General features: G+C 42.7%; 22 protein-coding genes. 4 read left to right on the top strand and 18 right to left on the bottom strand.

The genetic code is table 11. The annotated features are described in order from the left end of the window. Positions 1 to 2: 2 nt before the first annotated feature. Positions 3 to 2,060 carry an RND family transporter gene (locus Q1B03_RS06145; protein WP_299739257.1) on the bottom strand — a complete coding sequence of 686 codons (2,058 nt, stop codon included), beginning with the start codon at positions 2,058 to 2,060 and terminating at the stop codon, positions 3 to 5. A 159-nt stretch (positions 2,061 to 2,219) separates the two neighbouring features. Here Q1B03_RS06145 and Q1B03_RS06150 point away from each other — a divergent pair, with 159 nt between their 5' ends. Next, complete coding sequence (locus Q1B03_RS06150; protein WP_299739259.1) at positions 2,220 to 2,786, top strand: TetR/AcrR family transcriptional regulator; 567 nt, start codon at positions 2,220 to 2,222, stop codon at positions 2,784 to 2,786. Between the two features lie 143 nt (positions 2,787 to 2,929). Here the strand turns inward: Q1B03_RS06150 and Q1B03_RS06155 are convergent, their stop codons facing one another. The 3 genes from Q1B03_RS06155 to Q1B03_RS06165 form a co-directional block, all read right to left on the bottom strand. Further along, a complete protein-coding gene (locus Q1B03_RS06155; protein ID WP_299739261.1) occupies positions 2,930 to 3,583 on the bottom strand; it encodes a YdbC family protein in 654 nt (217 codons plus the stop codon). 70 nt (positions 3,584 to 3,653) lie between these two features. After that, the gene (locus tag Q1B03_RS06160; RefSeq protein ID WP_299739262.1) at positions 3,654 to 4,619 is read right to left on the bottom strand and encodes a zinc-binding dehydrogenase; all 966 of its coding nucleotides are present in this window, start codon (positions 4,617 to 4,619) and stop codon (positions 3,654 to 3,656) included. A 274-nt stretch (positions 4,620 to 4,893) separates the two neighbouring features. Continuing rightward, a complete protein-coding gene (locus tag Q1B03_RS06165) occupies positions 4,894 to 5,046 on the bottom strand; it encodes a hypothetical protein (RefSeq protein WP_299739264.1) in 153 nt (50 codons plus the stop codon). Positions 5,047 to 5,154: 108 nt separating this feature from the next. On the opposite strand from Q1B03_RS06165, the gene Q1B03_RS06170 reads away from it, so the two are divergent. Then, positions 5,155 to 5,619, top strand: a complete 465-nt coding sequence (locus tag Q1B03_RS06170) for a universal stress protein (RefSeq protein WP_299739266.1) — start codon at positions 5,155 to 5,157, stop codon at positions 5,617 to 5,619. 50 nt (positions 5,620 to 5,669) lie between these two features. On the opposite strand, the gene argH is transcribed toward Q1B03_RS06170, so the two are convergent. Then, positions 5,670 to 7,064 carry an argininosuccinate lyase gene (gene argH / locus Q1B03_RS06175; RefSeq protein WP_299739268.1) on the bottom strand — a complete coding sequence of 465 codons (1,395 nt, stop codon included), beginning with the start codon at positions 7,062 to 7,064 and terminating at the stop codon, positions 5,670 to 5,672. Beyond that, the gene (locus tag Q1B03_RS06180) at positions 7,061 to 8,272 is read right to left on the bottom strand and encodes an argininosuccinate synthase (RefSeq protein ID WP_299739270.1); all 1,212 of its coding nucleotides are present in this window, start codon (positions 8,270 to 8,272) and stop codon (positions 7,061 to 7,063) included. Before Q1B03_RS06180 ends, argH begins: the two co-directional genes overlap by 4 nt. A 211-nt stretch (positions 8,273 to 8,483) precedes the next feature. On the opposite strand from Q1B03_RS06180, the gene Q1B03_RS06185 reads away from it, so the two are divergent. After that, positions 8,484 to 8,789 (top strand): hypothetical protein, encoded by a 306-nt coding sequence (locus Q1B03_RS06185; protein ID WP_299739679.1) that lies wholly within the window; start codon positions 8,484 to 8,486, stop codon positions 8,787 to 8,789. A 44-nt stretch (positions 8,790 to 8,833) separates the two neighbouring features. Here Q1B03_RS06185 and Q1B03_RS06190 read toward each other — a convergent pair whose 3' ends face one another. From Q1B03_RS06190 to sppA, 8 genes are all read right to left on the bottom strand, one after another. Continuing rightward, positions 8,834 to 9,670, bottom strand: a complete 837-nt coding sequence (locus Q1B03_RS06190; RefSeq protein WP_299739272.1) for an EcsC family protein — start codon at positions 9,668 to 9,670, stop codon at positions 8,834 to 8,836. Positions 9,671 to 9,825: 155 nt separating this feature from the next. Beyond that, entirely contained in the window at positions 9,826 to 11,019 is a 1,194-nt protein-coding gene (locus Q1B03_RS06195) for an acetate kinase (protein WP_299739274.1), read from the bottom strand. A gap of 381 nt (positions 11,020 to 11,400) precedes the next feature. Continuing rightward, on the bottom strand, positions 11,401 to 12,396 hold the full coding sequence (locus Q1B03_RS06200) for a class I SAM-dependent methyltransferase (RefSeq protein ID WP_299739276.1): 996 nt from the start codon (positions 12,394 to 12,396) through the stop codon (positions 11,401 to 11,403). A 123-nt stretch (positions 12,397 to 12,519) separates the two neighbouring features. Beyond that, the gene (gene tpx / locus Q1B03_RS06205) at positions 12,520 to 13,020 is read right to left on the bottom strand and encodes a thiol peroxidase (protein WP_149157128.1); all 501 of its coding nucleotides are present in this window, start codon (positions 13,018 to 13,020) and stop codon (positions 12,520 to 12,522) included. 129 nt (positions 13,021 to 13,149) lie between these two features. Then, the gene (gene ytfJ, locus Q1B03_RS06210; protein WP_299739278.1) at positions 13,150 to 13,629 is read right to left on the bottom strand and encodes a GerW family sporulation protein; all 480 of its coding nucleotides are present in this window, start codon (positions 13,627 to 13,629) and stop codon (positions 13,150 to 13,152) included. 15 nt (positions 13,630 to 13,644) lie between these two features. Continuing rightward, positions 13,645 to 14,355, bottom strand: a complete 711-nt coding sequence (locus Q1B03_RS06215; RefSeq protein ID WP_299739280.1) for a DUF2953 domain-containing protein — start codon at positions 14,353 to 14,355, stop codon at positions 13,645 to 13,647. An 873-nt stretch (positions 14,356 to 15,228) separates the two neighbouring features. Continuing rightward, complete coding sequence (locus tag Q1B03_RS06220) at positions 15,229 to 15,681, bottom strand: RDD family protein (RefSeq protein ID WP_299739681.1); 453 nt, start codon at positions 15,679 to 15,681, stop codon at positions 15,229 to 15,231. A 105-nt stretch (positions 15,682 to 15,786) separates the two neighbouring features. Beyond that, entirely contained in the window at positions 15,787 to 16,797 is a 1,011-nt protein-coding gene (gene sppA, locus Q1B03_RS06225; protein ID WP_299739282.1) for a signal peptide peptidase SppA, read from the bottom strand. 157 nt (positions 16,798 to 16,954) lie between these two features. Here sppA and Q1B03_RS06230 point away from each other — a divergent pair, with 157 nt between their 5' ends. After that, complete coding sequence (locus Q1B03_RS06230) at positions 16,955 to 17,755, top strand: NAD kinase (RefSeq protein ID WP_299739284.1); 801 nt, start codon at positions 16,955 to 16,957, stop codon at positions 17,753 to 17,755. Between the two features lie 381 nt (positions 17,756 to 18,136). Here the strand turns inward: Q1B03_RS06230 and rarD are convergent, their stop codons facing one another. The 4 genes from rarD to Q1B03_RS06250 form a co-directional block, all read right to left on the bottom strand. After that, on the bottom strand, positions 18,137 to 19,051 hold the full coding sequence (gene rarD, locus Q1B03_RS06235; RefSeq protein ID WP_299739286.1) for an EamA family transporter RarD: 915 nt from the start codon (positions 19,049 to 19,051) through the stop codon (positions 18,137 to 18,139). 73 nt (positions 19,052 to 19,124) lie between these two features. After that, on the bottom strand, positions 19,125 to 20,726 hold the full coding sequence (locus tag Q1B03_RS06240; RefSeq protein ID WP_299739288.1) for an amidohydrolase: 1,602 nt from the start codon (positions 20,724 to 20,726) through the stop codon (positions 19,125 to 19,127). Positions 20,727 to 20,852: 126 nt separating this feature from the next. Further along, complete coding sequence (locus Q1B03_RS06245) at positions 20,853 to 22,436, bottom strand: acyl-CoA synthetase MbcS (protein ID WP_299739290.1); 1,584 nt, start codon at positions 22,434 to 22,436, stop codon at positions 20,853 to 20,855. Between the two features lie 341 nt (positions 22,437 to 22,777). Next, a complete protein-coding gene (locus Q1B03_RS06250; RefSeq protein WP_044339433.1) occupies positions 22,778 to 22,981 on the bottom strand; it encodes an alpha/beta-type small acid-soluble spore protein in 204 nt (67 codons plus the stop codon). Between the last annotated feature and the right edge of the window lie 39 nt (positions 22,982 to 23,020).

A 23,020-nucleotide genomic window follows, 5' to 3' on the forward strand; every position in this document is an offset into this window, starting at 1 on the left:
CATCATTTCTCCTCATAATAATTTGCTTTATACGTTGTTTTCTTAATGACTTTATCGAATACCAACAGCATCGCCGGCAGGACAAAGAGGACCATGATAAAGGCTAGCAGCGCCCCCCTGCCCATCAATAGACCGATGGATCCAACGATCGGATTGGAGGAGGTGATCCACAAAATAAAGCCGACACTCGAAAGGATCGCTGCCGAAATCGAAATCGAGAATGTCTTCTCATCCAGGGTTCTCACCATTGCTTCTTTAGCAGGCATTTCCTTTCGATAATGGGTATAAGCCTCTGTGAATAAAATCCCATAATCGACCGTCGCGGCAAGCTGTACCGTACTGATGATCAAGTAGCCTACAAATACGAGTGGTGTATTCGTGAAATATGGAATCGACAGATTGATCCATACGGCCGCTTCAATCGTGATGAGCAGCACCACCGGAATCGTAATCGATTTAAAGCTGAACAGAAGCACAAGGGCAATCGTCACGACTGTCAGCACATTCACGACCACATTATCCTTTTTGACGGTATTCTTGATGTCATAAAGCGTCACGCTCTCCCCAAGCGCCAGAGCTTTATCCCCGTAATAATCCGCCGCCGCTTCTTCCACCTTCTCTACGATGGAAAAAGGAACCTCTCCTTCCGTACCCTGATTCGTATTAATGACGATCCGGCTGTAATTTTCAGAGTAGAATTCATCGGTGATCGATTTATCCAGGTACTCAGGAGGGATCTCAGAGCCAACCTGGTTAACATACGCCATGACTCCAGTCACATAATCAAGGGATTCGATGTCCTCCACGAGCTCCTTTTCTTTGGCCGTATCTCCTTTTGGAACTAAAAGAACGATCGGTGTCGTCTCACCAAATGCCTCCTCCACCTTCTTGAAGTCACTCCCGACACGGGTGTTTTCCGGCTGCTCACCTGACCCGTAAATGAATGACGTATTCGTTTGCCCCAGGAAGGCAGGAACCAAAATGGCAAATACAAAGATCAGGCTCGGTACCTTCAGTTTCAGCACCTTATTCCCGATACCCGCGAAGCTCGGAACAAAGCTCTTATGCTTCGTCTTATCCATCCATTTATAGAAAACTAACGTCAGTGCTGGCAGGAACACCATCACACTGATGAAGCTCAGGACGATCCCCTTCACGAGGTTCACCCCGAGATCCGATCCGATTTGAAACTCCATGAATGTAAGGGCGATAAATCCAAAGAACGTCGTTGCCGCACTTGCCGTGATCGCCGGGAACGACTTCTTCATGGCAAGCTTCATCGCTTCTTCAGGATCATCCGTCACTTTCCGGTAATCGGAGAAGCTGTGAAGCAGGAATACCGCATAATCCAGGGACACCGCCAGCTGCAGGATCGGAGCAACCGACTGGGTGACGAAGGAAACCTCCCCAAGGAAGATATTCGTTCCCAGGTTGATGAGGACCGACACCCCGATCGCCGTCAGGAAGAACAGCGGTTCGATCCACGAAGTCGTTGAGACGACCAGAATCAAAATAATGAGGGGGACCAGTAACATCCCTGCGTACATCGATTCACTTCCGGCCATTTTCTGAGAACTTGCCGTATTGGCCGCTTCACCGGCAATCGCACCATCACTACCGATTAGCTCATAGATTTCATCGGTGATCCGGACCTCATCGCCGGGAGCGACACTGATGGAAAACAGCGCATTCTGATCATTATAGTAATTCTCGACCGTCTCCTTGTCGGCCACTTCCAAAGGCGTCTTCAGATCGACCATATCATCCAGCCAGATCACATCCGATACTCCGTCAATGTTCTCCAGCTTTTCTTTAAATTCGAGTGCCTCCTGTATCGTCACACCCGTAACCATGACCCGCGTATCGGGAACGTCACCCGTGAACTCCTTTTCCATGATGTCCATCGCTTGTGTCGACTGGGCATCATCGGGCAAGTAATCGACCATATTATAATTGACCTTTACAAAAAACTGCGCAACCGTTGACAGGATCGTCACCAGCATAAACGCAATCAACACAGCTTTCTTATGCTTTATGATCCATGCTGCTAAATTTATCATTTCTCAACCTCACTTGTATCTCTCACATTTTCACCTTATCATTATAATAAACACCGTGTTGGATATTCAACGGACAGTTGCATAAGGAATGTTCAATACTCAACACATCATTCTTGTGTGTTGGATATCTCACAAAAAGCATGAAAGGAACGTTGATCTTTGAACTCAAAAATGGACCGACGAAAAAAATATACACGCATGGTTTTAAAGGACAGCCTCTTGAAACTACTGCAGGATAAATCAATCTCAAGCATCACCATCAAAGAAATCTGCGAAACAGCAGACATCAACCGATCCACCTATTATGCCCACTACTCAAATCAATACGAACTGCTCGAAGCAATCGAAGAAGAATTCATCGAGGACCTGACCGTCACACTGAGCCAATACAACTTTTCAAAAGAAGAAGAAGCCCTCCAAATGACCGAAAAACTATTCGAATACATCGCCGACAAAAGCGACATCTGCGAGGCACTTCTCAGCGAGAACAGCGATATGTACTTTCTCAAAAAAGGCATGATCATCACCCATGAATTCATCTTCAAAAACTGGATCACCGATAGCAGGATCGATCAAGAAACCTATGAATACATCAATATGTTCATGGTAAGCGGAAGCATTCACGTCATTAAAAACTGGGTGGAGAATGGCATGGATAAGACGCCTGAAGAGATGGCGGGGATCTTGCACCGGTTTATTAATCGGGGGTTGTCGGGGGTGAGGTAGGGACATTGTTCACAAAAAAGCCTACTCGAAGACAATATTAGATAACGTCTTCGGGTAGACTCTTTAGTTATTCATTTACTTATAAATTGGTAGATTGTACTATACATCACACTAAAGGTTGGCGAGTTTATCACTATGATAGATTAACCACCATTATTGAAGGGAAGTACTCGCCACGCTTCTTCAAGTACAACTTCTTCCCCCATAATCTCCTGCACATCGGTTTGCATTTTGGTTTCCTTAACTAAAGCTGGAAAATGCTTTTCCACAATTTGATGGAATCTCTCATTTCCCCAACAGGTAAACACCAGAAAATCTCTCACTCTCTTTTTAGAAATAGCAAACGATCCCCCAAGAAACCCTTCAGCTGCGCTCATTCCTGGATTCCAAATCGTCTTTTGCATGTCAATAAAATGATCTGCATGTCCAGGTTTCACTAGTGCCCTGGCCACTCGAACATATTTAGCTTTCTCTAAAACATGAGTTATCTTTTTTTCCGAACCAGGGACCGTAAAACTCTCCTCATATAATGATACATCTATAGACTTATAGGTACTCGATTGATTTGAATGGAGAAGGATTTCGTCATGTACATTATCCATAAAATACTGATAGGCTTCTTCATTTTCCCAAAAAGCAAAAATACAGGCTGTAGAAGGGTCCTGATCACTCCACCCACCAACCTGACCCAAAAATCCGTTCAGCGGACTCAGCGCTTTCCAAATTTTCTGTTCTTCGAAAAAATCTTCCTTCCTTTCCTCGCTCACTTTACACGTAATCACTTTAATCATCATCATTCTAACTCCCTACTAAGAAATTTCAAGGGTAACGGATCTTTTAACCTGAGACATCTTTCTCAGCAAGGATTTATACCTTAATCAGCACTTTCCCCTCATAATCACGACTCTCTATCAATTCATGCGCTTTTGCTGCATCTCTCAATTCAAAGATCTGTGCGACGGGCAGGATGACTTTCTTGGAGGCAAATAACTTTATTACCTGATCAGCAACAGGAGCCAAAAGTCCCGGTCGATGTTTCCTGGTCGTTCCTAAGCTGAAGCCTTTTATATTTCTGCAGGAACTATGAACATCGCTTGTTTTAAAGGTACCGGCTTTTCCACTGCTGTTGCCGAATTGAACAAGGGTTCCATATAGACCCAAACACTCGAGACTCCTGGAAGTGACTTCACCTGCTACTGAATCGAAAATGACATTTGCTCCTTGATCACATGTGCTCGTAAGGACTTCCTCTTTAAAAGAGTCGTATGTACAAACGAAATCTGCACCTAAGTTCTTCACATAGTTTTCTTTCCGAATGTTCCCCACTGTTGCAATGATCGTTTCTACCCCAGCAAGTTTTGCTAGTTGTACAAGCATAGAACCTACGCCACCGGCAGCACTATGGATGACGATCGTATCGCTCTTTTTCACTTGACCGACTTCATGTAAGAGAAGGTAAGACAAGATTGATACGGTCGGCATGGCAGCAGCCTGTTCAAGAGGAAGACTGTCAGGGATTTTGAACACCAATTGTTGATTTGCCTTCACATATTCTGCGTATGAGCCACCTATGGGAAAGGCGATGACACGGTCACCGACGGAAAAGGTAGACGATTTTGCCGCCCTCACAATGGTTCCCGTAACATCCAATCCAAGAGTGAAGGGGAAGTTCCCCTCTACTTTAGTACCTTTCCGTGACTTGATATCTGCATAATTCACACTGGTAAATGCGGTTTTTATCAACACTTCATCATCCGTTATTTCCGGGCATTTCACATCAGCGAATACAAGTACATCTGATTTTCCGAACTCATTTTGAATAACGGCTTTCATTATTGTAGCTCCCTTATACAACAAAGTAGAATCTCCTGTATAACATATTTTCCCATCACTTACTCTTCATTTTACTGTAAAAAGGGGTTTTCGAATAATATTAAAACTGAAAGGACAATCATAACATTCTCTTATTGATATAAGAAAAATCAGTCCATGACATCCATTAAAAAGCAAGCAGGAAAATATCCTGCTTGCTCTCGACTGCCTTTATTCAGCTCCACATATTTTAAACTAAGCATGAAAGCTTGTAGAAAATAGGTATCTTTACTACCTACTTCTCATTCTCTTCATTCTCATACGTACTATATTGACCATTCTCCGTATCAATGACCCCGCTCGTATAAGAATCCATGATCTGCTGGCTCACCTGTTCATTTGCCTGCTCGTCATATGAAAACTGCTCTTTCGGATCCCTCTTCTTCATGTCGATTCCCCCTTATAAATAAGTATTCGTTTCCCTTTTATTGTTCGAAAATTAGCTACAGATATGAGTGGAAAAATATAGTATGATAAGGGTAAGGAGGGGATAACAATGAGTTTAAAATATCAGAACATATTAATAGCCGTTGATGGATCCAAAGAAGCAGAATGGGCGTTCAAAAAAGGGATTGCCATCGCTAAACGTAATGATGCAACATTATCATTGATTCATGTCATCGATACCCGTTCCTTTGCGGCGATCGAATCCTATGATCGCACAGTAGGAGAAAGAGCTATCAAGTATGCTGAAGAATTGTTAGATGAGTACAAAGCAGATGCTGCAGAAGCAGGGTTAACAAAAGTGAAAACCTATGTCGAGTACGGTTCCCCGAAAGTGATCATCCCCAGAGAAGCAACGAAGAACGTCAAAGCAGACCTTATCATATGCGGCGCAACCGGACTCAACGCCGTCGAACGATTCCTTATCGGAAGTGTGTCCGAGCATATTACAAGAGCTGCCCATTGTGATGTTCTCGTAGTTCGGACAGAAGAATTAGAAGAGGAATTATTATCATAACCAAAAGAGCCGTTGAATGGAGATAGACTCTACATTCAACGGCTCTTTTTTTACACAGATTGAGTACTGAAGGATTTCACAGGAGATTTCCCCTTCTCAATCTGAACCTTCACCTGTTCAAACCCGGTACCACCATAAGACTTTCTTCTTTCAACCGCCGAATACGGAGTCAAAATCGAATAAATATCTTCTTCAATCAATGAAGAAAACTCACCATACTCCTCCAAAGAAACATCCTTCAGGTAGCAGCCTTTTTCAATACAATAGAGAACCAGCTTCCCGACGATTTCGTGGGCTTGTCTGAACGGAATCCCTTTCGTCGCCAAGTAATCGGCAAGTTCCGTCGCGTTGGAAAAGTCGTTCCCTACCGCTTTCTCCATTTGTTTCGTGTTCACTTTCATCGTAGAGATCATTCCAGTGAAAATCTTCAGGGATCCCACCACCGTTTTAACGGTATCAAACATACCTTCTTTGTCTTCCTGCATGTCCTTGTTGTATGCAAGAGGCAAGCCTTTTAAAACGGTAAGAAGGGAAATAAGATTCCCATTCACTCTTCCTGTCTTCCCTCTGACAAGCTCCGCCATATCAGGGTTCTTCTTTTGAGGCATGATGCTGCTTCCAGTCGTAAAGCTGTCATCTAGCTCGATGAAGCGAAATTCTTCTGTGGACCAAAGGATCATCTCTTCAGCCAGACGGGATAGATGGGTCATCAGAATCGAGCTGTTGCTCAGGAATTCCAGGATGAAATCACGATCACTTACGGCGTCCAGACTGTTTTCATAGCATGCCCCAAAGCCAAGCAGCTCGGCTGAAAATTCCCGGTCAATCGGGAATGTCGTCCCAGCCAGTGCCCCTGCGCCTAATGGGGATATGTCGATTCTTTTAAGAGAGTCAACAAGTCGTTCCTTATCCCGTTTAATCATCCAGAAATAACACATAAGGTGATGGGCGAAGGAAATCGGCTGGGCACGCTGAAGATGAGTATACCCAGGTATGATCGTTTCAACATTTTCTTCGGCCTGAACAATGATTGCCTGCTGAAGATCCTCAACTAGTGTAACGATTTCCTCAACGCGTCTCTTTAGAAATAGGTGCATGTCGGTCGCGATCTGGTCATTACGACTTCTACCTGTATGAAGCTTACCGCCGACCTCTCCGATCAGATCAATCAGCTGCTTCTCCAAATTCAGGTGAATATCTTCATACTCGACAGAAAACTGAAGTTCATTCTTTTCGGCCTTTCCGTAGAGTACATGAAGTCCGTCCAGGATTTGATCTGCTTCACTGTCAGTCAGGATCCCGCATTTTTTCAACATTTTTACATGGGCGATGCTGCCTTCAATATCTTCTAGAACGAGCTCCTGATCGAAAGAGATGGATGCGTTGAATTCATCCACCCACTCTTCCGGCTTCTTGGTGAAACGTCCTCCCCAGAGCTTGCTCATAGAGTCACTTTCTCCTTCTTTTCAGCATTGACCATTGCTGAAACCTTTGTCGGCAGACCCCATAATTGAATGAATCCAACGGCAGCATCATGGTCGAATTCATCCGCTTTTGTGTAAGTAGCAAGTTTCTCATCATATAAGGAATTCGGTGATTTTCTTCCTTCCACGATCGCATGCCCCTTGAATAATTTCACACGTGCGACACCATTCACATACACCTGCGTTTGATCAAGGAATGCTTTCAGTGCTTTATTCAGTGGGGAAAACCATAATCCTTCATAAATCAATTCCGTCATTTTCTTCTCGATCACAGGTTTAAAATGAGCAAGCTCTTTCACAAGCGTGAGATCTTCCAGCTCCTTATGAGCTTTTAACAGCGTGACGGCTGCTGGACATTCGTACACTTCACGGGACTTGATCCCGACCAGGCGATTCTCCACATGGTCGATACGTCCGACCCCATGCTTACCAGCGATGACATTCAGTTTGGAAATGATCTCATGAAGTGGATATGCGACGTGATCTAATTCAACAGGTACTCCATGCGAGAATGTAATCTCGACCACATCCGCTTCGTTTGGTGATTGTTCGATACTGGACGTTAAATCATAGGCATCCTCTGGAGGAGCGGCCCACGGATCTTCAAGAACTCCACACTCATTGCTTCTTCCCCATAAATTCTGGTCGATGCTATAAGGGGAATCAAGATTGATTGGAATAGGAATCCCTTTATCCTTCGCATATTCAATCTCCTCTTCACGTGACCATTTCCATTCACGAACCGGTGCAATCACTTCTAAGGAAGGATTCAATGCAGCGATGGATACTTCAAATCTCACTTGGTCATTCCCTTTTCCGGTACATCCATGTGCGACCGCTGTAGCATTTTCCTGTTCAGCGATTTCCACAAGTTTCTTCGCAATCAAAGGTCTTGAAAGAGCAGATACCAGTGGATATTTCCCTTCGTATAGAGCGTGACTTTGTAATGCAAGAAGGGCATATTCATTCGCAAATTCTTCTTTCGCATCGATGACATAGCTTTTTGAAGCTCCTACCTTCAACGCCTTTGCTTGAACGAAATCCAGATCCTTTCCTTCTCCAACATCCAGGCAACATGCAATCACTTCATATCCTTTTTCCTTTAACCATTGAACCGCAACCGACGTATCTAAACCACCTGAGTAGGCTAATACCACTTTTTTATTCATCCGTATCTCCTCCTGTTAATCTATATATATTGAATAATTATTCTTTATGATGAATTTATATTAGCAGTTTATCAGAGAATCATCAATACTTATTCATGAATTTGTATAAATATTTTATAAGAGGATTTCACAATCCGCTTTGTACTGGGCTTATAAGGAGAAATATTGTAGGATGAATGTAGAATGAATCATAAGGAGTTCACAATCTATGGTGAAAGATTTTTTCGTATATAATTCAAGATTAAGAATACATCTTCCATATCTCACGAATGAATGGCATGCCTATTCGTCACAGGAACAAGAATCTGTTCTACTGGAATGGGAGCGTGTGAGAGGAGCCATTCCTGACAGAATTCATGAAATTGAAGTTGAAATTGAACAACTTCAAGGAGAATTGTCTCAGGAAGAGGGCTTTGACAAATCATGTAGAATTAATGGCGAGATCTCTGAAAGAGCATCACAAATCAATGACTTATGGATTTGGTATCGAACCAACCCGGAAAAAACCCAGTGCTAAAAAAAGAAGAGGGGACGATGTGTCCACATCGTCCCCTCTACTTTTTATTGATTCTTCTTTTGACGCAAATAACGGTATTGATAGTATTTTTCCGCAAAATCAGTGATCTTTCTCGAAAGCTGATAGTTGACCCCTGCCCCTATGGCGATGCTGACAAGAGGTAACCCGGACCACTTCTTCCCTTTAAACATTGTGATGGCTAACCCTTTCAGAGCTTGTTTCATGGGCCCTTCCAGCCACGTGTAGTCTGTCAGCTGTTCTGATCCATCATAAAAGTAATTAGAATCCTTTTTATTCAGATCTTCCATTAGATCTTCCCAGGCAAGTGCACGAAGTCGGGAAGGAAGTGTCGAGGCATGAAACACCTTCAGTGACGTCATCATCTCGAAAGGAGTTTGTACATCAAAACCATAGGTGATGGCAATAAGCTGAACCGAACGGATATTGATGACGGCCATGGCAGGCAAATCCGAGCCCAATGCCACCAGCCCCCCGGTTCCCGTAACCCCCCCTTGAAATAATGAATAGATCCGGTGACGGCCAGCATGCTGTTCCGCTATGTAGTGAAGCTGATCAATCGTTAAAAAGTGAAGATCTTCAACCGTTTGAACGTCCTGATTAAAGGCTCTTGCCGTGACAAGGATGCGCTCACGGGCGTCGTTTTGCATCTGTGAGCCTTGAATAAGAGAATGCATGTGAAACAACCAGCCATCAAGGCGTTGAAAAAATTGGTCCTGAACATGTTCAGGGATTGATTCAAATGCGTAATCCAGCCATTTGACATATGTATGTTCTAAATCATTCGCTTCGTATTCATATAATTCTTCTTTCCAGGCTTTGATGGATTGCCATACTTGTTTATCTCGTTCAGACCAGTTCACTTCTCCCACTCCTTACATTCCGTAATTTACGTATAGTATACCATATATATAGACGACAATTCTTTTCTCACCAGGAAAGTCTTTTGAATACTCTGTTATTTGTTTTCTCTATATAAAAAACAGGGTCACCATCAAGGCAACCCTGTTTGCTTACATTAGATATTCCCTTTTTCCACTACATCACGTGCAATCATGACTTCTTCATTCGTTGGAATGATCATGACTTTTACAGGTGAATGCGGGTAGTTGACGAATGCTTCTTTACCGCGGACCTTGTTACGTGCAGGATCCCAGTATACGCCCATGAATTCCAGTCCTTGAAGAACTCTTTCACGGATAAGGGTACTGTTTTCACCGATACCTGCTGTGAAGACAATTGCATCTACACCATACATGCGGGATGCATATGAACCGATATATTTATGGATACGGTTTGCGAAGACTTCCAGAGCCAATTCCGCACGCTCGTTCCCTTCAGATGCCTGTTGTTCGATGTCACGCAGGTCACTTGAGAACCCGGATACACCAAGCATACCGGATTTCTTGTTCAGGATGTTTAATACTTCATCAGCCGTTGATCCTGTCTTTTCCATAATGAACGGGATAAGGGCCGGGTCGATATTACCTGAACGAGTACCCATGGCAACCCCTGCTAAAGGAGTGAAGCCCATTGACGTATCGATTGATTTACCGCCTTCGATTGCCGCGATACTTGCACCATTACCTAGGTGACAAGAAATCAGGCGCACTTGCTCTTCCGGACGGCCAAGCATTTCAGCTGCACGCTGAGATACATACTTATGGGACGTACCGTGGAAACCATATTTACGGATTCCGAAATCTTCATAATACTCATAAGGAAGGCTGTATAAGAATGAGCTTTCCGGCATGGATTGATGGAACGCCGTATCAAATACTGCAACCGCAGGAACATTCGGAAGCACGTTCTGGAATGCCTTGATACCTGTTAAGTTTGCAGGGTTATGAAGAGGCGCCAAATCAGATAGTTCTTCGATCTTCGTAATCACTTCGTCTGTGATCAGTACAGAATCATTGAAGACTTCTCCGCCATGTACGACACGGTGACCGATTCCATCGATTTCATCAAGTGAGTTGATGATGTCATAGCCTGTCAGCTTTTCAAGCAGCATTTTAACCGCTACTTCATGGTTCGGAATATCCGTTACTTCTTCACGCTTCTCATCATTCACTGTTATATTGAAAACCGCATCGTTCAACCCGATACGTTCAATCAGACCTTTGGTAATGACCGTTTCTTCAGGCATATCAAAAAGCTGAAACTTTAAAGAAGAGCTTCCAGCATTAATTGCAATCACTTTTTTTGCCACGTTGTATCGCTCCTTTTGTTTTTCGATCTCTTGACTCTTATTTATTCTGTTCATTGAATCATTTTTTATCTCTCAATTCCCCATTAAATCACTGACTACCATCTATTTCAAGAAAAAGCTTGAAATGACATCGTTTTCATGTTAAATTAAATATTTTCGCAAAAGTTAGAATTTGAAGTAACGGTGGGAGATGGATGATAGGGGCTTGTGCAAATTTTGTCGAATCGTGCATAACGATCGATATATCCCTATAAAGGTTGATAAATCCGTATATCGGTCGATGACCCAAAATCGAATGCCTCGTTTCCTTCATACCCGTAAAAGAAGAAGAGTAAAACACACAAAAAAAACAAGACCGCCAAGAGGCAGTCCTGTAAAATATTATTGTTTATTCTGTGCAAGCCACTGATCGATTTTAGACATGATGTCCTGCAGGGCTCTTTGATTCGATAAGCTTGGCAGCTGAGCAAGCAATACTTCTTTAGGAGGCTGTAGGCCTTCTTTTTTCTTTTGAAGGACCAGGATGCTCTTCGCTGAGTTTTTATTTTTGAATAGGGAAAGTGGCAGCTGTAAGAAGCCTTGGATATCAGCCTTTTCTTTCAAATACGTTTGCAGCTGTGTGCTGTATGGAGATTCGAATAGTCCATTTGGCACGATGAAGAAAAGGTATCCTCCGTCTTTCGTGTGCTTCAGGCTTTGTTCCATAAACAGATGGTGGGCATACGAGTGGCCTTCTTCTGCTTTCAGTTCATAGTCCTGTGCACGTAAATCGTTCGGGTAATAGCCAATTGGCAGGTCACATAACACAAGGTCTACAGGATCGATGAACAGAGGTTCGATTGAATCCTGATTAAAGAGCTGTAATGGGTGTTTTTGAAGATCGGCCCCCACGTATGCGAGCTTGATCAATACTTCATCAATTTCCACCCCGATGGATTGTGTTTCTTTTCCTGGCATTTGATTCAAAACCGTCGTAAGGAGGTTTCCTGTTCCGATCGCCGGGTCCAGGATGGTAAGTTTGTCCATACCTCGAGTGAATTTATTGACTAAATAGCTGATAAATAAACCAAGAGAGTCCGGGGTCATTTGATGATTCGGCTGAACGTTTTCTTTCATTCCTTTTAAGATCGCGAATTGAAAGGCTTTACGGATATTTTCATTCTCAAGCTGAGAAAGACTCACTTCATCATACTTCTTGTTCAGGCGTTTCTTAGTCAGTTCACTGACTTCCTCTTGCAGGACGTCCCCCTGAAAAAGGTTTTCTCCCGTTTCTGCAACGGCTTCTAAATAACTGCATGCCAGTTCCTCTTGCAGCAGTGTAGCAGTTTCATCGATTATTCCAAATAATGATTCGACTGGCGAATTAATCATCGGCATTCATTCCTTTATCACAATTTCATTCATCTATTTTACCTTTGTCCCAGGAGTTTGTAAAAAAAACAATGCTGACCTTCCGATAATGAGGTCAGCATGTCTAAAAAATGTGCAGTTAATACAAAATTATTTAGCGTTCTTCACTGCTTCAACGGCAGCATCATAATCCGGGTGGTTTGTTGCTTCACTTACATATTCCACATACGTCACTTCATCGTTGCTGTCGATTACGAATACTGCACGGGCAAGCAGACGTAGTTCTTGGATGTGTACGCCGAATGCTTCACCGAAAGAAAGATCGCGGTGGTCGGATAGAGTTTGAACATTTTCGATACCGTTTGCCCCGCACCAGCGCTTTTGAGCGAATGGAAGATCCACGGAAATCGTCAATACTTCTACATTATCAAACTTTGTTGCTTCTTCATTGAATTTTCGTGTTTGTGCATCACAAACACCTGTATCGATGGAAGGAACGACACTGATCAAACGCACCTTGCCTTTGGAATCATTCAGTGTGACTTCCGATAAATCATTAGCTAATACTGTGAAGTTAGGAGCTTTGTCCCCTACTTTTACCTCATTACCTAATAGAGTGACAGGATTGTTCTTAAACGTAATATTTGCCATTATTTGTTCCTCCTCCATAATAATATGTACATGTTTATAGTACAGAAAAACGATACGGTAAAGCAAATCATAGGGGTTCTTTTCAAAAAAAAGATGAGCTCACTCTTTTTGAGTAAGCCCTCTTCTCGTTTATAGATCCAGATTTTGTTTGTGATTTCCCTGATTCTGATTATCTTGCTTGTTATCATTCTTTTTCATCATACCCTGGATTTTGTCGATGGCACCTGGAGCAAGATCCAGCAGGCGATCGATCAGGTGAGTGCTTTCATCTAAGTGAAGCATCTTGATTCCTTTTGAGCTGACGATCAAGAATGCGATCGGGGTGATCGAGACACCGCCCCCGCTACCTCCACCGAATGGCTGCTGTTTAGGGGATGATTTGTCACTTCCGCCGTCTCCGCCTTTTCCGCCACCATCCTCTTTTCCTTTACCATCAATGATAAACTCACTTCCACCTGCAGCAAATCCAAAGCCAACCTTTGATACTGTCAGGATGACACTTCCATCGGGTGTTTCAACGGGATCACCGATAATCGTATTCACATCGATCATTTCTTTTAAATTTTCCATTGCCGTGGTCATTAGACCTTCAATAGGATGTTCTGACATATAAAGACCTCCTTATTAAACTGAATGTTTTTCTCCAGAAAGTGTGGAAAGGGGCTTTGTCTTGAACTTAGCCATACCGCCTCTCCAGTACCGAAGTATCTTGAAACCTACTAGGATAGCATTCCCTATCCGAAACTGGATAATACATGAAAATTGCGTTTGGATCACAGCGTGCTGGAACATCGGAGTCACCTCTATGACGGGCATGGATTGAAGGCGCACATAACCGCTCAGAATCCCGATGATACTCCCTTTCATCCCCCATATCGTCCCTGTTAACGTCCCTGTTGAAGCTGCATCGCCAGTGCCGAATAACGTTTTCCACTGCACATGATCCAGTTTGACCTTTTTGAGAAATGACCGGATGATTCTGTGAAGTGACTGAACATGTATGATGATCTCCTTCGTATCATACAAACTATCTATAAAATCTTGTGGAGTGATTTTCTTTTTAGAAGCTTTTGTCTTTGATGGATTGCTTTCGTTGCCTCTTTTCTGTTCTTCTTCTAACACGATATTCGGACCATCGTCATCGAGTTTGACTAACGGGATATCGATTGTATATTTTAGCAAGCCAAACCATGCCCTCAGCTTCACTTTGAAATGGTCATTGTCATTCCCGTGGTACAAAGAGAGAGTAACGGTCAGCTTCGTAATAATAAGAACAAATAAAATAAACATAATAAGTGCCATAACGATGATTAATGCCCAAATCCACCAACTCATATTTTCACACCCTTCAACCTCTTATTATGGCCTTTGCCTGAAAAAATAAACTAAGGGGGAGAGATTTTGTGTGGGGAAGGGGCTTGTTTAACGGGAAAAAGAGAGCTTTATTTGCAGAAAACACTTGCGATATTGTATTTGTTCCGGTCATTGAGTGATTATTGGGTCCCACGAGGGTAAATGGGACATCCCCTTTTTAATAATTGCGTCGTTTCCCTTTGGAATTGCGTCTTTTTCCGATTTATTGCGTCGTTCCCCTACGTAATTGCGTCTTTTTCCCATTTATTGCGTCGTTTCCCTACGTAATTGCGTCTCTTTCCGATTTATTGCGTCGCTCCTCTACTTAATTGCGTCTTTTTCCCATTTATTGCGTCGTTCCTGTACGTAATTGCGTCGTTTTCCGATTTATTGCATCGTTCCCTTACGTAATTGCGTCTTTTTCCGATTTATTGCGTCGTTCCCCTTTGGAATTGCGTCTTTTTCCGATTTATTGAGTCGTTCCTCTACTTAATTGCGTCTTTTTCCCATTTATTGCGTCGTTCCCCTACGTAATTGCGTCTTTTTCCGATTTATTGCGTCGTTCCCCTTTGGAATTGTGTCTTTTTCCGATTAATTGCGTCGATCCTCTACTTAATTACGTCTTTTTCCGATTAATTGCGTCGTTCCCCTTTGGAATTGTGTCTTTTTCCGATTAATTGCGTCGTTCCCCTACGTAATTGCGTCTTTTTCCGATTTATTGCGTCGTTCTCCTACGTAATTGCGTCTCTTTCCAATTAATTGCATCGATTTTTTAATTCCATGCATCCTTTCACATTAATTAGAAACAAAAAACCAAACCCATATAAGCAGGTTTGGTTTCAAAACAACAATTATTTACAGAGCTGGCTTAAACTCCAGCTTCTTCTTTTCCTGAACCACCGTCGTGTCGGCAAACAGATCATGTATCCCTTGTTTTTTATTCGTAAAGGCTACAACCACATAGAGAATGAAAATCGTGGTAGAGATAAAACGACCGATCAATTCTCTAAATAGAATCGTTCCCCACGAAGGCTTCAGGCCTTTTAAATCGATCACCTTAATGCCGAACACCATTTTGCCGATCGTTTGGCTGAAGTATTTCGTCATTAAAATAAAATATCCATAAAAAACGATACTCGTTAAGATCGAAATCGGAGCAAACATCGAGCCCTCTGAAAGGGAAATATCCATTAATTTAAAGATTGGATTCACGACTAATCGTGTAATGCTTCCAATCACGATAAGGTCCAGTAAATATGCCCAAAACCTTATCCAGAATCCTGCTAAGTAATATCCATCGTGATTCATGGATCCTGATTGATGCGGAGATGGCGAATGAATTTCGATTCGCTCCCGTTCCTCATCATTTAATACAGAACGATCTTGTGTGTCACTCACTTCATTCACCCTTCCTTATTCAGAGTATAGGTACATTAATCGTGGAGAATTTGGTTTCGATAGCAGCTTCATCAATGCCGCTGCTTCCATGTCCTGCCCGATCATTTTCTTTGCACCCATACTGAAGAATTCGGAGAAAGGATCGCCTGCAGTGTATTCAAATACTTGAGCACCTTTTAACTTATGATCTTTTTTCATGGCTTCTATGGTATCCTCTACATAGCCGAATTCATCAATCAAATTGACTTCTTTCGCCTGGATGCCGTCATATACTCTTCCGTCTGCAATTTTCTTGACCTCTGCTTCAGACATATCGCGTCCACTCGCAATGACATCCACGAAGCCTTCATAGGAATTGTCGATCATCGACTGTATTATTTTTCTTTCTTCATCCGTCATTTCACGGGTCGGGCTCATGATGTCTTTATATGGTCCGCTTTTGATGGTAACGAAATCGACCCCATATTTCTCTGCTAATTCTGAGTAGTTGATGCTTTGCATAATGACACCGAGTGAACCGGTCAGTGTTTCTTTGCTGGCGAAAATCTTCGTAGCTGGAGCCGATATGTAATAACCTCCGGAAGCCGCTGTACCTCCCATTGAAACATAAATCGGCTTCTTGGTTTTATCCATAATTTCTACAAGCTTCGAATGGATTTGAGCACTCTCCACTACTCCGCCACCCGGGGAATTCACTTTCAATATAATTCCTTTAACAGATTTATCTTCTTGAACCGCATCAAGCTTTTTCATAAATAGTTCATGATTGTATCCAGGGCTTTCAAATAAGGATGTAGCCCCTCCCGTATCCTGAATCACACCCTCCACTTCTAAAACAGCGATTCGTTTCTGTGCATTTCCTTCTTCAATCACTTCTTCACCGAAAGCATTCTCCGTCCTACCAAACATATCTTCAAATGCTTTATCAAAATCACTGGTCGCCGCAGATGTAGCGAAATTGACTACGACAGAAACAAAGAATAGCCCAACAGCAATACCTAACGCCGTCCATCTTTTTGCATTCATTTTGTATATTCCTCCCTTGTTTACCCTATCTTATGTAAGGATATGAATATCATTCTCATGTAAAAACATGATAGAATATTCACTAAGTTAGATTCTAGCAAAATTTCATGGAAATGGGAAAAATTATCTTATTTTTTATTTCAGGGAGGTACATACGATGAATAACCGTCGAAATATTTATTTCTATGCCTTACATGAGGAAGGGATGCAGGCAAAGCTGGACCATTTATACGAGCTTGCCAAGCGTTATGATTTCAACATTGTCGATTCTCCAAAGACAGCGAACATCATCGTCAGTATCGGAGGGGACGGAACGTTTCTTCAAGCCGTCCGCCAAACCGGCTTCAGGCAGGATTGCTTGTATGCAGGCATTTCAACAGGTGGCACTTTGAGTATGTATTGCGATTTCCATATTGACGATACGTCTAAAATGATTGAAGCGATGACAACGGAGCAAATCGAAGTACGCAAATATCCGACCATCGAAGTAACCGTCGATAACCAAACTTCCTTCCATTGCTTGAATGAATTCAGCATCCGCTCCGGCATCATCAAAACCTTTGTCATGGACGTATTCATCGATGATAATCATTTCGAAACGTTCCGGGGAGATGGCATGATCATTGCAACTCCGACGGGAAGTACTGCTTACAATAAATCGGTCAGCGGAGCAGTGGTGGATCCGATGCTGCCTTGTATTCAAGTAAGTGAGATGGCATCCTTGAATAATAACCGCTACCGTACCCTCGGGTCTTCCTTCATTCTCAGCGATAAGCGCCGCTTGGTCCTTAAGATCGTTCAGGACGGTAATGACTACCCTGCAATGGGGATGGATAATGAGGCTCTCAGTATTCAACACGTGGAAAAAGTCGAAGCGAAGTTAAGCGATAAAATCATTAAAACGGTAAAATTAAAAGATAATTCCTTCTGGGAGAAAGTGAAGCGTTCGTTTTTATAAGAATCCATTACTAAGTGGTTAGAATGACGTTATGAACGAATTTATGTACTTGATAGATTAGAATGGGGTTATTTTTGATCATATGCGAGCTTTTTTAACGGAGTCTGCGTATAGTTGGGGATTTCTTAACGATTAAGATAGTCGTTAGCATTATTATTGTGTAATAAGTTTCTTGTTGCGGCAGTTTGACCGAGTGTTGTGCCACTTTGATCGGTTGTTGTGCCACTTTTGCAGTTTGTTGTGCCAAATTGTGAACAAGTGCAAGGTCCGTCCCTATTACCTGTGAACAAGTGCAAGGTCCGTCCCTATTACCTGTGAACAAGTGCAAGGTCCGTCCCTATAAAAAACGCTCCAGCACATGCTGGAGCGTTTCGCATTTTATCAAGCGGACAATCTCGCTTCACGTCTTCGCTTTCTGGCGTATTGCACTCTGGAAGCGGTGAAAATCGTTAGTGCGAGCCATATGAACGTAAACGAAATGAGATGGGTGAATGAGAAGGTTTCATTATAGACCCATATGCCGAGTATCAACGTGATGGTCGGGGCAATGTATTGCAGGAATCCGACCATGTAGAGCGGGATTTGTTGAGCACCCTTTGAAAAGAATAATAAAGGGATGGCTGTTGCCGCACCGGCACCCATTAATAAGAGGTCCGTCCCTAATGATACATGGAAAAGGGACAGGGATCCTTCATTGAACATGTAGCCGAGGTAGAGTAGTGATAATGGCGCTATGGTCATGGTTTCCAGGGTCAGTCCGATGGATGATTCGACTTGGATGAGTTTTTTGGCTAATCCGTATAAGCCGAAGGAGAATGCTAGACCAATAGCGATCCATGGGAAGTCACCGTAGGATATCGTTAGGATCAGAACCCCGATCGCCGCCAATCCAAAGGAGACCATTTGAGCCCTCGACAAGCTCTCCTTCAGGATGAATACCCCTAATAGCACACTGACTAGGGGATTGATATAATACCCGAGGCTCGCTTCCACCATTTGATTTGTATTGACGGCCCAGATATAAATGAACCAATTTGTACTAATCAATAAAGAAGCCAGCAGCAGGGCAAACAGCTGCTTCTTTTTCGTGAGCGATGTTTTTATATATGCCTGAAAGTCCTTCCAACGTTTACTGACGACTAAGAATAAGAGCATAAACCAAAAGGACCAAAAAATGCGGTTAGCAAGGATTTCATCTGCCGATACATGATTTAACCATTTCCAATAGATCGGGAGAATTCCCCATAAAAAATAAGAAAAAGCTGTATAGACGATTCCAGCTTGATCGTGCTTCATAAAAACACCCCCAAAACTATTTCTATTTCCGAAATATCTCCATTATATCCATGAAAAGTTTTGGGGGCAATGATTATTTATTTTTTTTATAAACGATGGTCTCGTCTACAACCGTCATATCTACCACTTTGTTTAATAATTGATCGGCATCCACTTTGAAGGGGTCGATGTCTAAAACGGTAAAGTCCGCTGTATAGCCTTCGAGTATGAGGCCTCTGTCCTGTTCATGATGACAGGCATAGGCACTTCCTTTTGTAAACAGGGAAATAGCTTCATACATTGTCAGTTTTTCTTCCGGGCGATATACTGTTTTGTCAGGGTCCAATGGATTCGTTCTCGTAACCGCCGCATGAATTCCCCACAGCGGATTAATCGGTTCGATCGGCGCATCAGATCCACCGGCACATGGAATGCCTTCTTCAAGCAGGGTTTTCCACGCATAGTTATATTTCATGTTTTCTTTACCTAATCTATCAATGACCCAAGGGAAATCCGACGCGACAAACCTGGGTTGAATATCAAGTATTAACGGAAGATCCTTTATTTTCTCGATCAGTTCTTTCCGCAGGATTTGTGCATGAATGAGTCGATCCCGTCTTCCAAAGTGAGAGGGCTCTTCCATGATGGCATCCACTACATTTTCAAAAGCCTGATCACCAATCGTATGAACGGCAATCGGAAGATCGTACTTTCTAGCTTTCTTCACAAGCTCAAGAAGTTTTTCGTTTGTATGGATACTGACACCGGTCGTACTTGGATCATCGGCATATGGATAGCTTAACAGGGCAGTCCTTCCGCCTAAAGCGCCATCAGCAAAGATCTTCATGGCACCGAATTCAATATATTGATTGCCGCTCTGGAAGTGGTGTCCATCTTCCTTCCAATCTTCAATCACTTCATGATGAACCAGTAGGTGAGACCTGAATTTTTTCTTGCCTTCGGTGATCGTTTTTACAAATGCATCATACGTTTTCTTAAAGTTTCCATAATAACTTAAATCTTCTGTATGACCACCGACCAATCCGTTTTCCCAGCAGCTTTCGATCCCCTTTGTCAGGGCTTCTACCAGATATTCGGATGAGATTGGGGGTAATGAATCGATCATCAGATCCTGAGCCTTATCCTTTAACAAACCGTTTAGTGCACCACTGTCGTCTCTCTCAATTAATCCTCCAGAAGGATTTGGAGTGCCTTCATCGATTCCTGCATTTTTTAAAGCGGGTGAATTCACCACCATGGCATGACGGCAAATACGTTTTAGAAGGACGGGATGATCCGGTACGACTTCATCGATTTCCTGCTTTGTTAAAACCTCTGCATCACTCCAGAGGTTTTCGTTCCAGCCTTCGCCAATGACCCATTGACCTTTCTCAAGGCCCTTTGCTTTCTCTTTAATTGCCTCTAGCACTTCCTGCTTACTATTCATACTGGAAAGGTCCAGCCTCATTAACGTTTCTCCATGACCGATCAGATGCATATGACTATCGACAAACCCCGGGAACATCACTTTTTGCCCAAGATCTACTACGGACTCAATCGTGAATTGTTCATTCTGTTCCAGTTCGTCGGATGAGCCAAGCCCTTTGATGACTCCATTTTCCGTGTAAACTGCTTCAACATGATGTCCTTCGTTTTCCATTGTGTAAATGATTCCGTTTTTCCATAAAGTGCCCATGATGTTTTTCCTTTCTTCATAAAAAGTCTATTTTTCAAATGTACCATATTATAGGAAGATTCTGAAAGGGGAAAGGTGTATAGTCCCCATAAAAAATAGAGAGCCCTATTGGCTCCCTATTCCTGTCTAGTTTTTAACTGAACTCATTTCTTTTTGTCTTAGCTCAATTCTCCTGATCTTGCCAGAAGTTGTTTTCGGCAATTCTTTCACAAATTCAATCTTACGTGGATACTTGTAAGGTGCTGTTAAGTCTTTAACATGCTGCTGTAGGGCCGGAATCAATTCCGGATCCTGGTGATCCACATCATCCCGCAGGACGACAAAGGCTTTCACGATCAGGCCCCTTACTTCATCTGGACTTCCTACAACGGCACATTCTTGAACGGATGGGTGCTTGACCAGGGCATCTTCCACTTCGAAAGGTCCAATGGTATAACCGGAGCTGATGATAATATCGTCACCGCGTCCCTCAAACCAGAAGTAGCCGTCTTCATCCTTTTTCGCTTTATCACCTGTAATGTAGTAATCCCCTCTGAATTGCATCGCAGTCCGTTCTGGATCTTTATAATAATTCTTGAAGAGTGCAGGTGTTTCTACATGAACCGCTATATCACCAACCTCTCCGACTTCACATGGGTACCCTTCCTCGTTGATGATTTCGACTCTGTTGCCTGGAGTCGGTTTCCCCATTGAGCCCGGTTTCAGCTCCATGCCTTTCATGATGCCGACGAGGAGCGTATTTTCTGTTTGGCCATATCCATCACGTACTTCTATATTAAAGTGCCTCTTAAAGGCATCAATGACTTCCCTGTTTAACGGCTCTCCTGCCGATACCGCACTATGTAATTGATCCAGTTTATAAGTTCCGAGGTTATCCACTTTAGCCATCAAGCGATACTCTGTTGGTGTACAGCACAGAACATTTACCCGATTGTCCTGAAGCATTTGGAGATATTTATTAGGATCGAATTTCCCTTGATAAACGAGTCCTGTAGCTCCAGACCCAAGCACAGATAGGAAAGGACTCCAAATCCATTTTTGCCAACCCGGACCTGCCGTTGCCCAAACCGTATCTCCTTCTTCGATGCATAGCCATTCACGGGCCGCTGTCTTTAAGTGAGCATATGCCCATCCGTGTGTATGGACAACCCCTTTAGGATTTCCAGTCGTTCCTGACGTGTATGAAAGGAATGCCATATCGTCCCTTTTGGTATCAGCGAATGCTAACTCTTCAGAGGCTACTTTCATTTCTTCTTCTATTGCAATCCAGCCTTCCTGCTTTTCTCCCACGACGAACTTCTTGAGATTCTCCATTCCCCTTACATTTTCAAACTGCTCAACAAATGGAGAATACGCTACAATCCCTTTCACATCCCCGTGATCGATACGATATTCCAGATCTTTTGTCCGAAGCATTTCCGAGCTTGGTATCACAACGAGTCCGAACTTAAGGGCTGCAAGATACACGGCGTACGCTTCGATTAAGCGTGGAACCATGACCAGGATGACATCCCCCTTTTCAAGGTTCTCCCCCGAGAAAACGTTTCCAATCTTATTTACATTTTTCAATAATTGTGTGTATGTAATTTCTTCCTTTGTTCCTTCTTCGTTTTCCCACTTGATCGCAAGCTTTTCCTGATCACTTGCAAACTTCTCTACTTCTTCTACTAAATTGTACTTTTCCGGTGCAATGAGTTCTTCCCTCTTCATTATGACTCCCCCTTGTTTGTCGATACTACTTCTTTATTATACAAAATAATTTAAATTTTTTAAATTATTTGTTTATATTTCGTTTATAGTCAAATTGTGAGGATTTTCGACAAACTACCCATAAATCAGGGAATGATTTTCAACATCCGATCAAAAAACATCATCTTGCAAAGAAAAAGGCTCTTTTCGTAAAGTTTGTTGTCGTGTTTTACTTAGACTAAAACACTTTTATCCCATCCTCTTTCATCATAGTAAAAAACAACATTAGACTTTAACAGAGCCAAAAAGAAAAAAATAAAAAGGAGCGAGAGAGTCTCGCTCCTTGTAGCCATTGTATTTAATTATTTTGCGTATCCGCCACCGATTTGTTGTTCAGCCATTTGAACTAAACGTTTAGTGATTTCACCACCTACAGAACCGTTAGCGCGTGCTGTTGCATCTGGACCAAGTTGAACTCCGAATTCTGAAGCGATTTCGTATTTCATTTGGTCGATTGCTTGTTGAGCTCCTGGAGCTACTAATTGATTTGAACTTCTGTTTGCCATGTGTTTTCACCTCCTTGTTGAATATAGATTGTGTAAAAA

The organism is uncultured Rossellomorea sp. (genome assembly GCF_947488365.1).
GTDB lineage: Bacteria > Bacillota > Bacilli > Bacillales > Bacillaceae_B > Rossellomorea.

What these genes read in the sequence shown, in the direction of transcription:
- rarD (WP_299739286.1), bottom strand. Translation starts at nt 19,051, where the DNA reads ATGAAGCACGATCAAGCTGGAATCGTCTATACAGCTTTTTCTTATTTT.
- argH (WP_299739268.1), bottom strand. Translation starts at nt 7,064, where the DNA reads ATGAGCAAGCTCTGGGGAGGACGTTTCACCAAGAAGCCGGAAGAGTGG.
- Q1B03_RS06215 (WP_299739280.1), bottom strand. Translation starts at nt 14,355, where the DNA reads ATGAGTTGGTGGATTTGGGCATTAATCATCGTTATGGCACTTATTATG.
- Q1B03_RS06250 (WP_044339433.1), bottom strand. Translation starts at nt 22,981, where the DNA reads ATGGCAAACAGAAGTTCAAATCAATTAGTAGCTCCAGGAGCTCAACAA.
- sppA (WP_299739282.1), bottom strand. Translation starts at nt 16,797, where the DNA reads ATGAATGCAAAAAGATGGACGGCGTTAGGTATTGCTGTTGGGCTATTC.
- Q1B03_RS06220 (WP_299739681.1), bottom strand. Translation starts at nt 15,681, where the DNA reads ATGAATCACGATGGATATTACTTAGCAGGATTCTGGATAAGGTTTTGG.
- Q1B03_RS06200 (WP_299739276.1), bottom strand. Translation starts at nt 12,396, where the DNA reads ATGCCGATGATTAATTCGCCAGTCGAATCATTATTTGGAATAATCGAT.
- ytfJ (WP_299739278.1), bottom strand. Translation starts at nt 13,629, where the DNA reads ATGTCAGAACATCCTATTGAAGGTCTAATGACCACGGCAATGGAAAAT.
- Q1B03_RS06180 (WP_299739270.1), bottom strand. Translation starts at nt 8,272, where the DNA reads ATGAATAAAAAAGTGGTATTAGCCTACTCAGGTGGTTTAGATACGTCG.
- Q1B03_RS06155 (WP_299739261.1), bottom strand. Translation starts at nt 3,583, where the DNA reads ATGATGATGATTAAAGTGATTACGTGTAAAGTGAGCGAGGAAAGGAAG.
- Q1B03_RS06245 (WP_299739290.1), bottom strand. Translation starts at nt 22,436, where the DNA reads ATGAAGAGGGAAGAACTCATTGCACCGGAAAAGTACAATTTAGTAGAA.
- tpx (WP_149157128.1), bottom strand. Translation starts at nt 13,020, where the DNA reads ATGGCAAATATTACGTTTAAGAACAATCCTGTCACTCTATTAGGTAAT.
- Q1B03_RS06160 (WP_299739262.1), bottom strand. Translation starts at nt 4,619, where the DNA reads ATGAAAGCCGTTATTCAAAATGAGTTCGGAAAATCAGATGTACTTGTA.
- Q1B03_RS06240 (WP_299739288.1), bottom strand. Translation starts at nt 20,726, where the DNA reads ATGGGCACTTTATGGAAAAACGGAATCATTTACACAATGGAAAACGAA.
- Q1B03_RS06145 (WP_299739257.1), bottom strand. Translation starts at nt 2,060, where the DNA reads ATGATAAATTTAGCAGCATGGATCATAAAGCATAAGAAAGCTGTGTTG.
- Q1B03_RS06165 (WP_299739264.1), bottom strand. Translation starts at nt 5,046, where the DNA reads ATGAAGAAGAGGGATCCGAAAGAGCAGTTTTCATATGACGAGCAGGCA.
- Q1B03_RS06170 (WP_299739266.1), top strand. Translation starts at nt 5,155, where the DNA reads ATGAGTTTAAAATATCAGAACATATTAATAGCCGTTGATGGATCCAAA.
- Q1B03_RS06230 (WP_299739284.1), top strand. Translation starts at nt 16,955, where the DNA reads ATGAATAACCGTCGAAATATTTATTTCTATGCCTTACATGAGGAAGGG.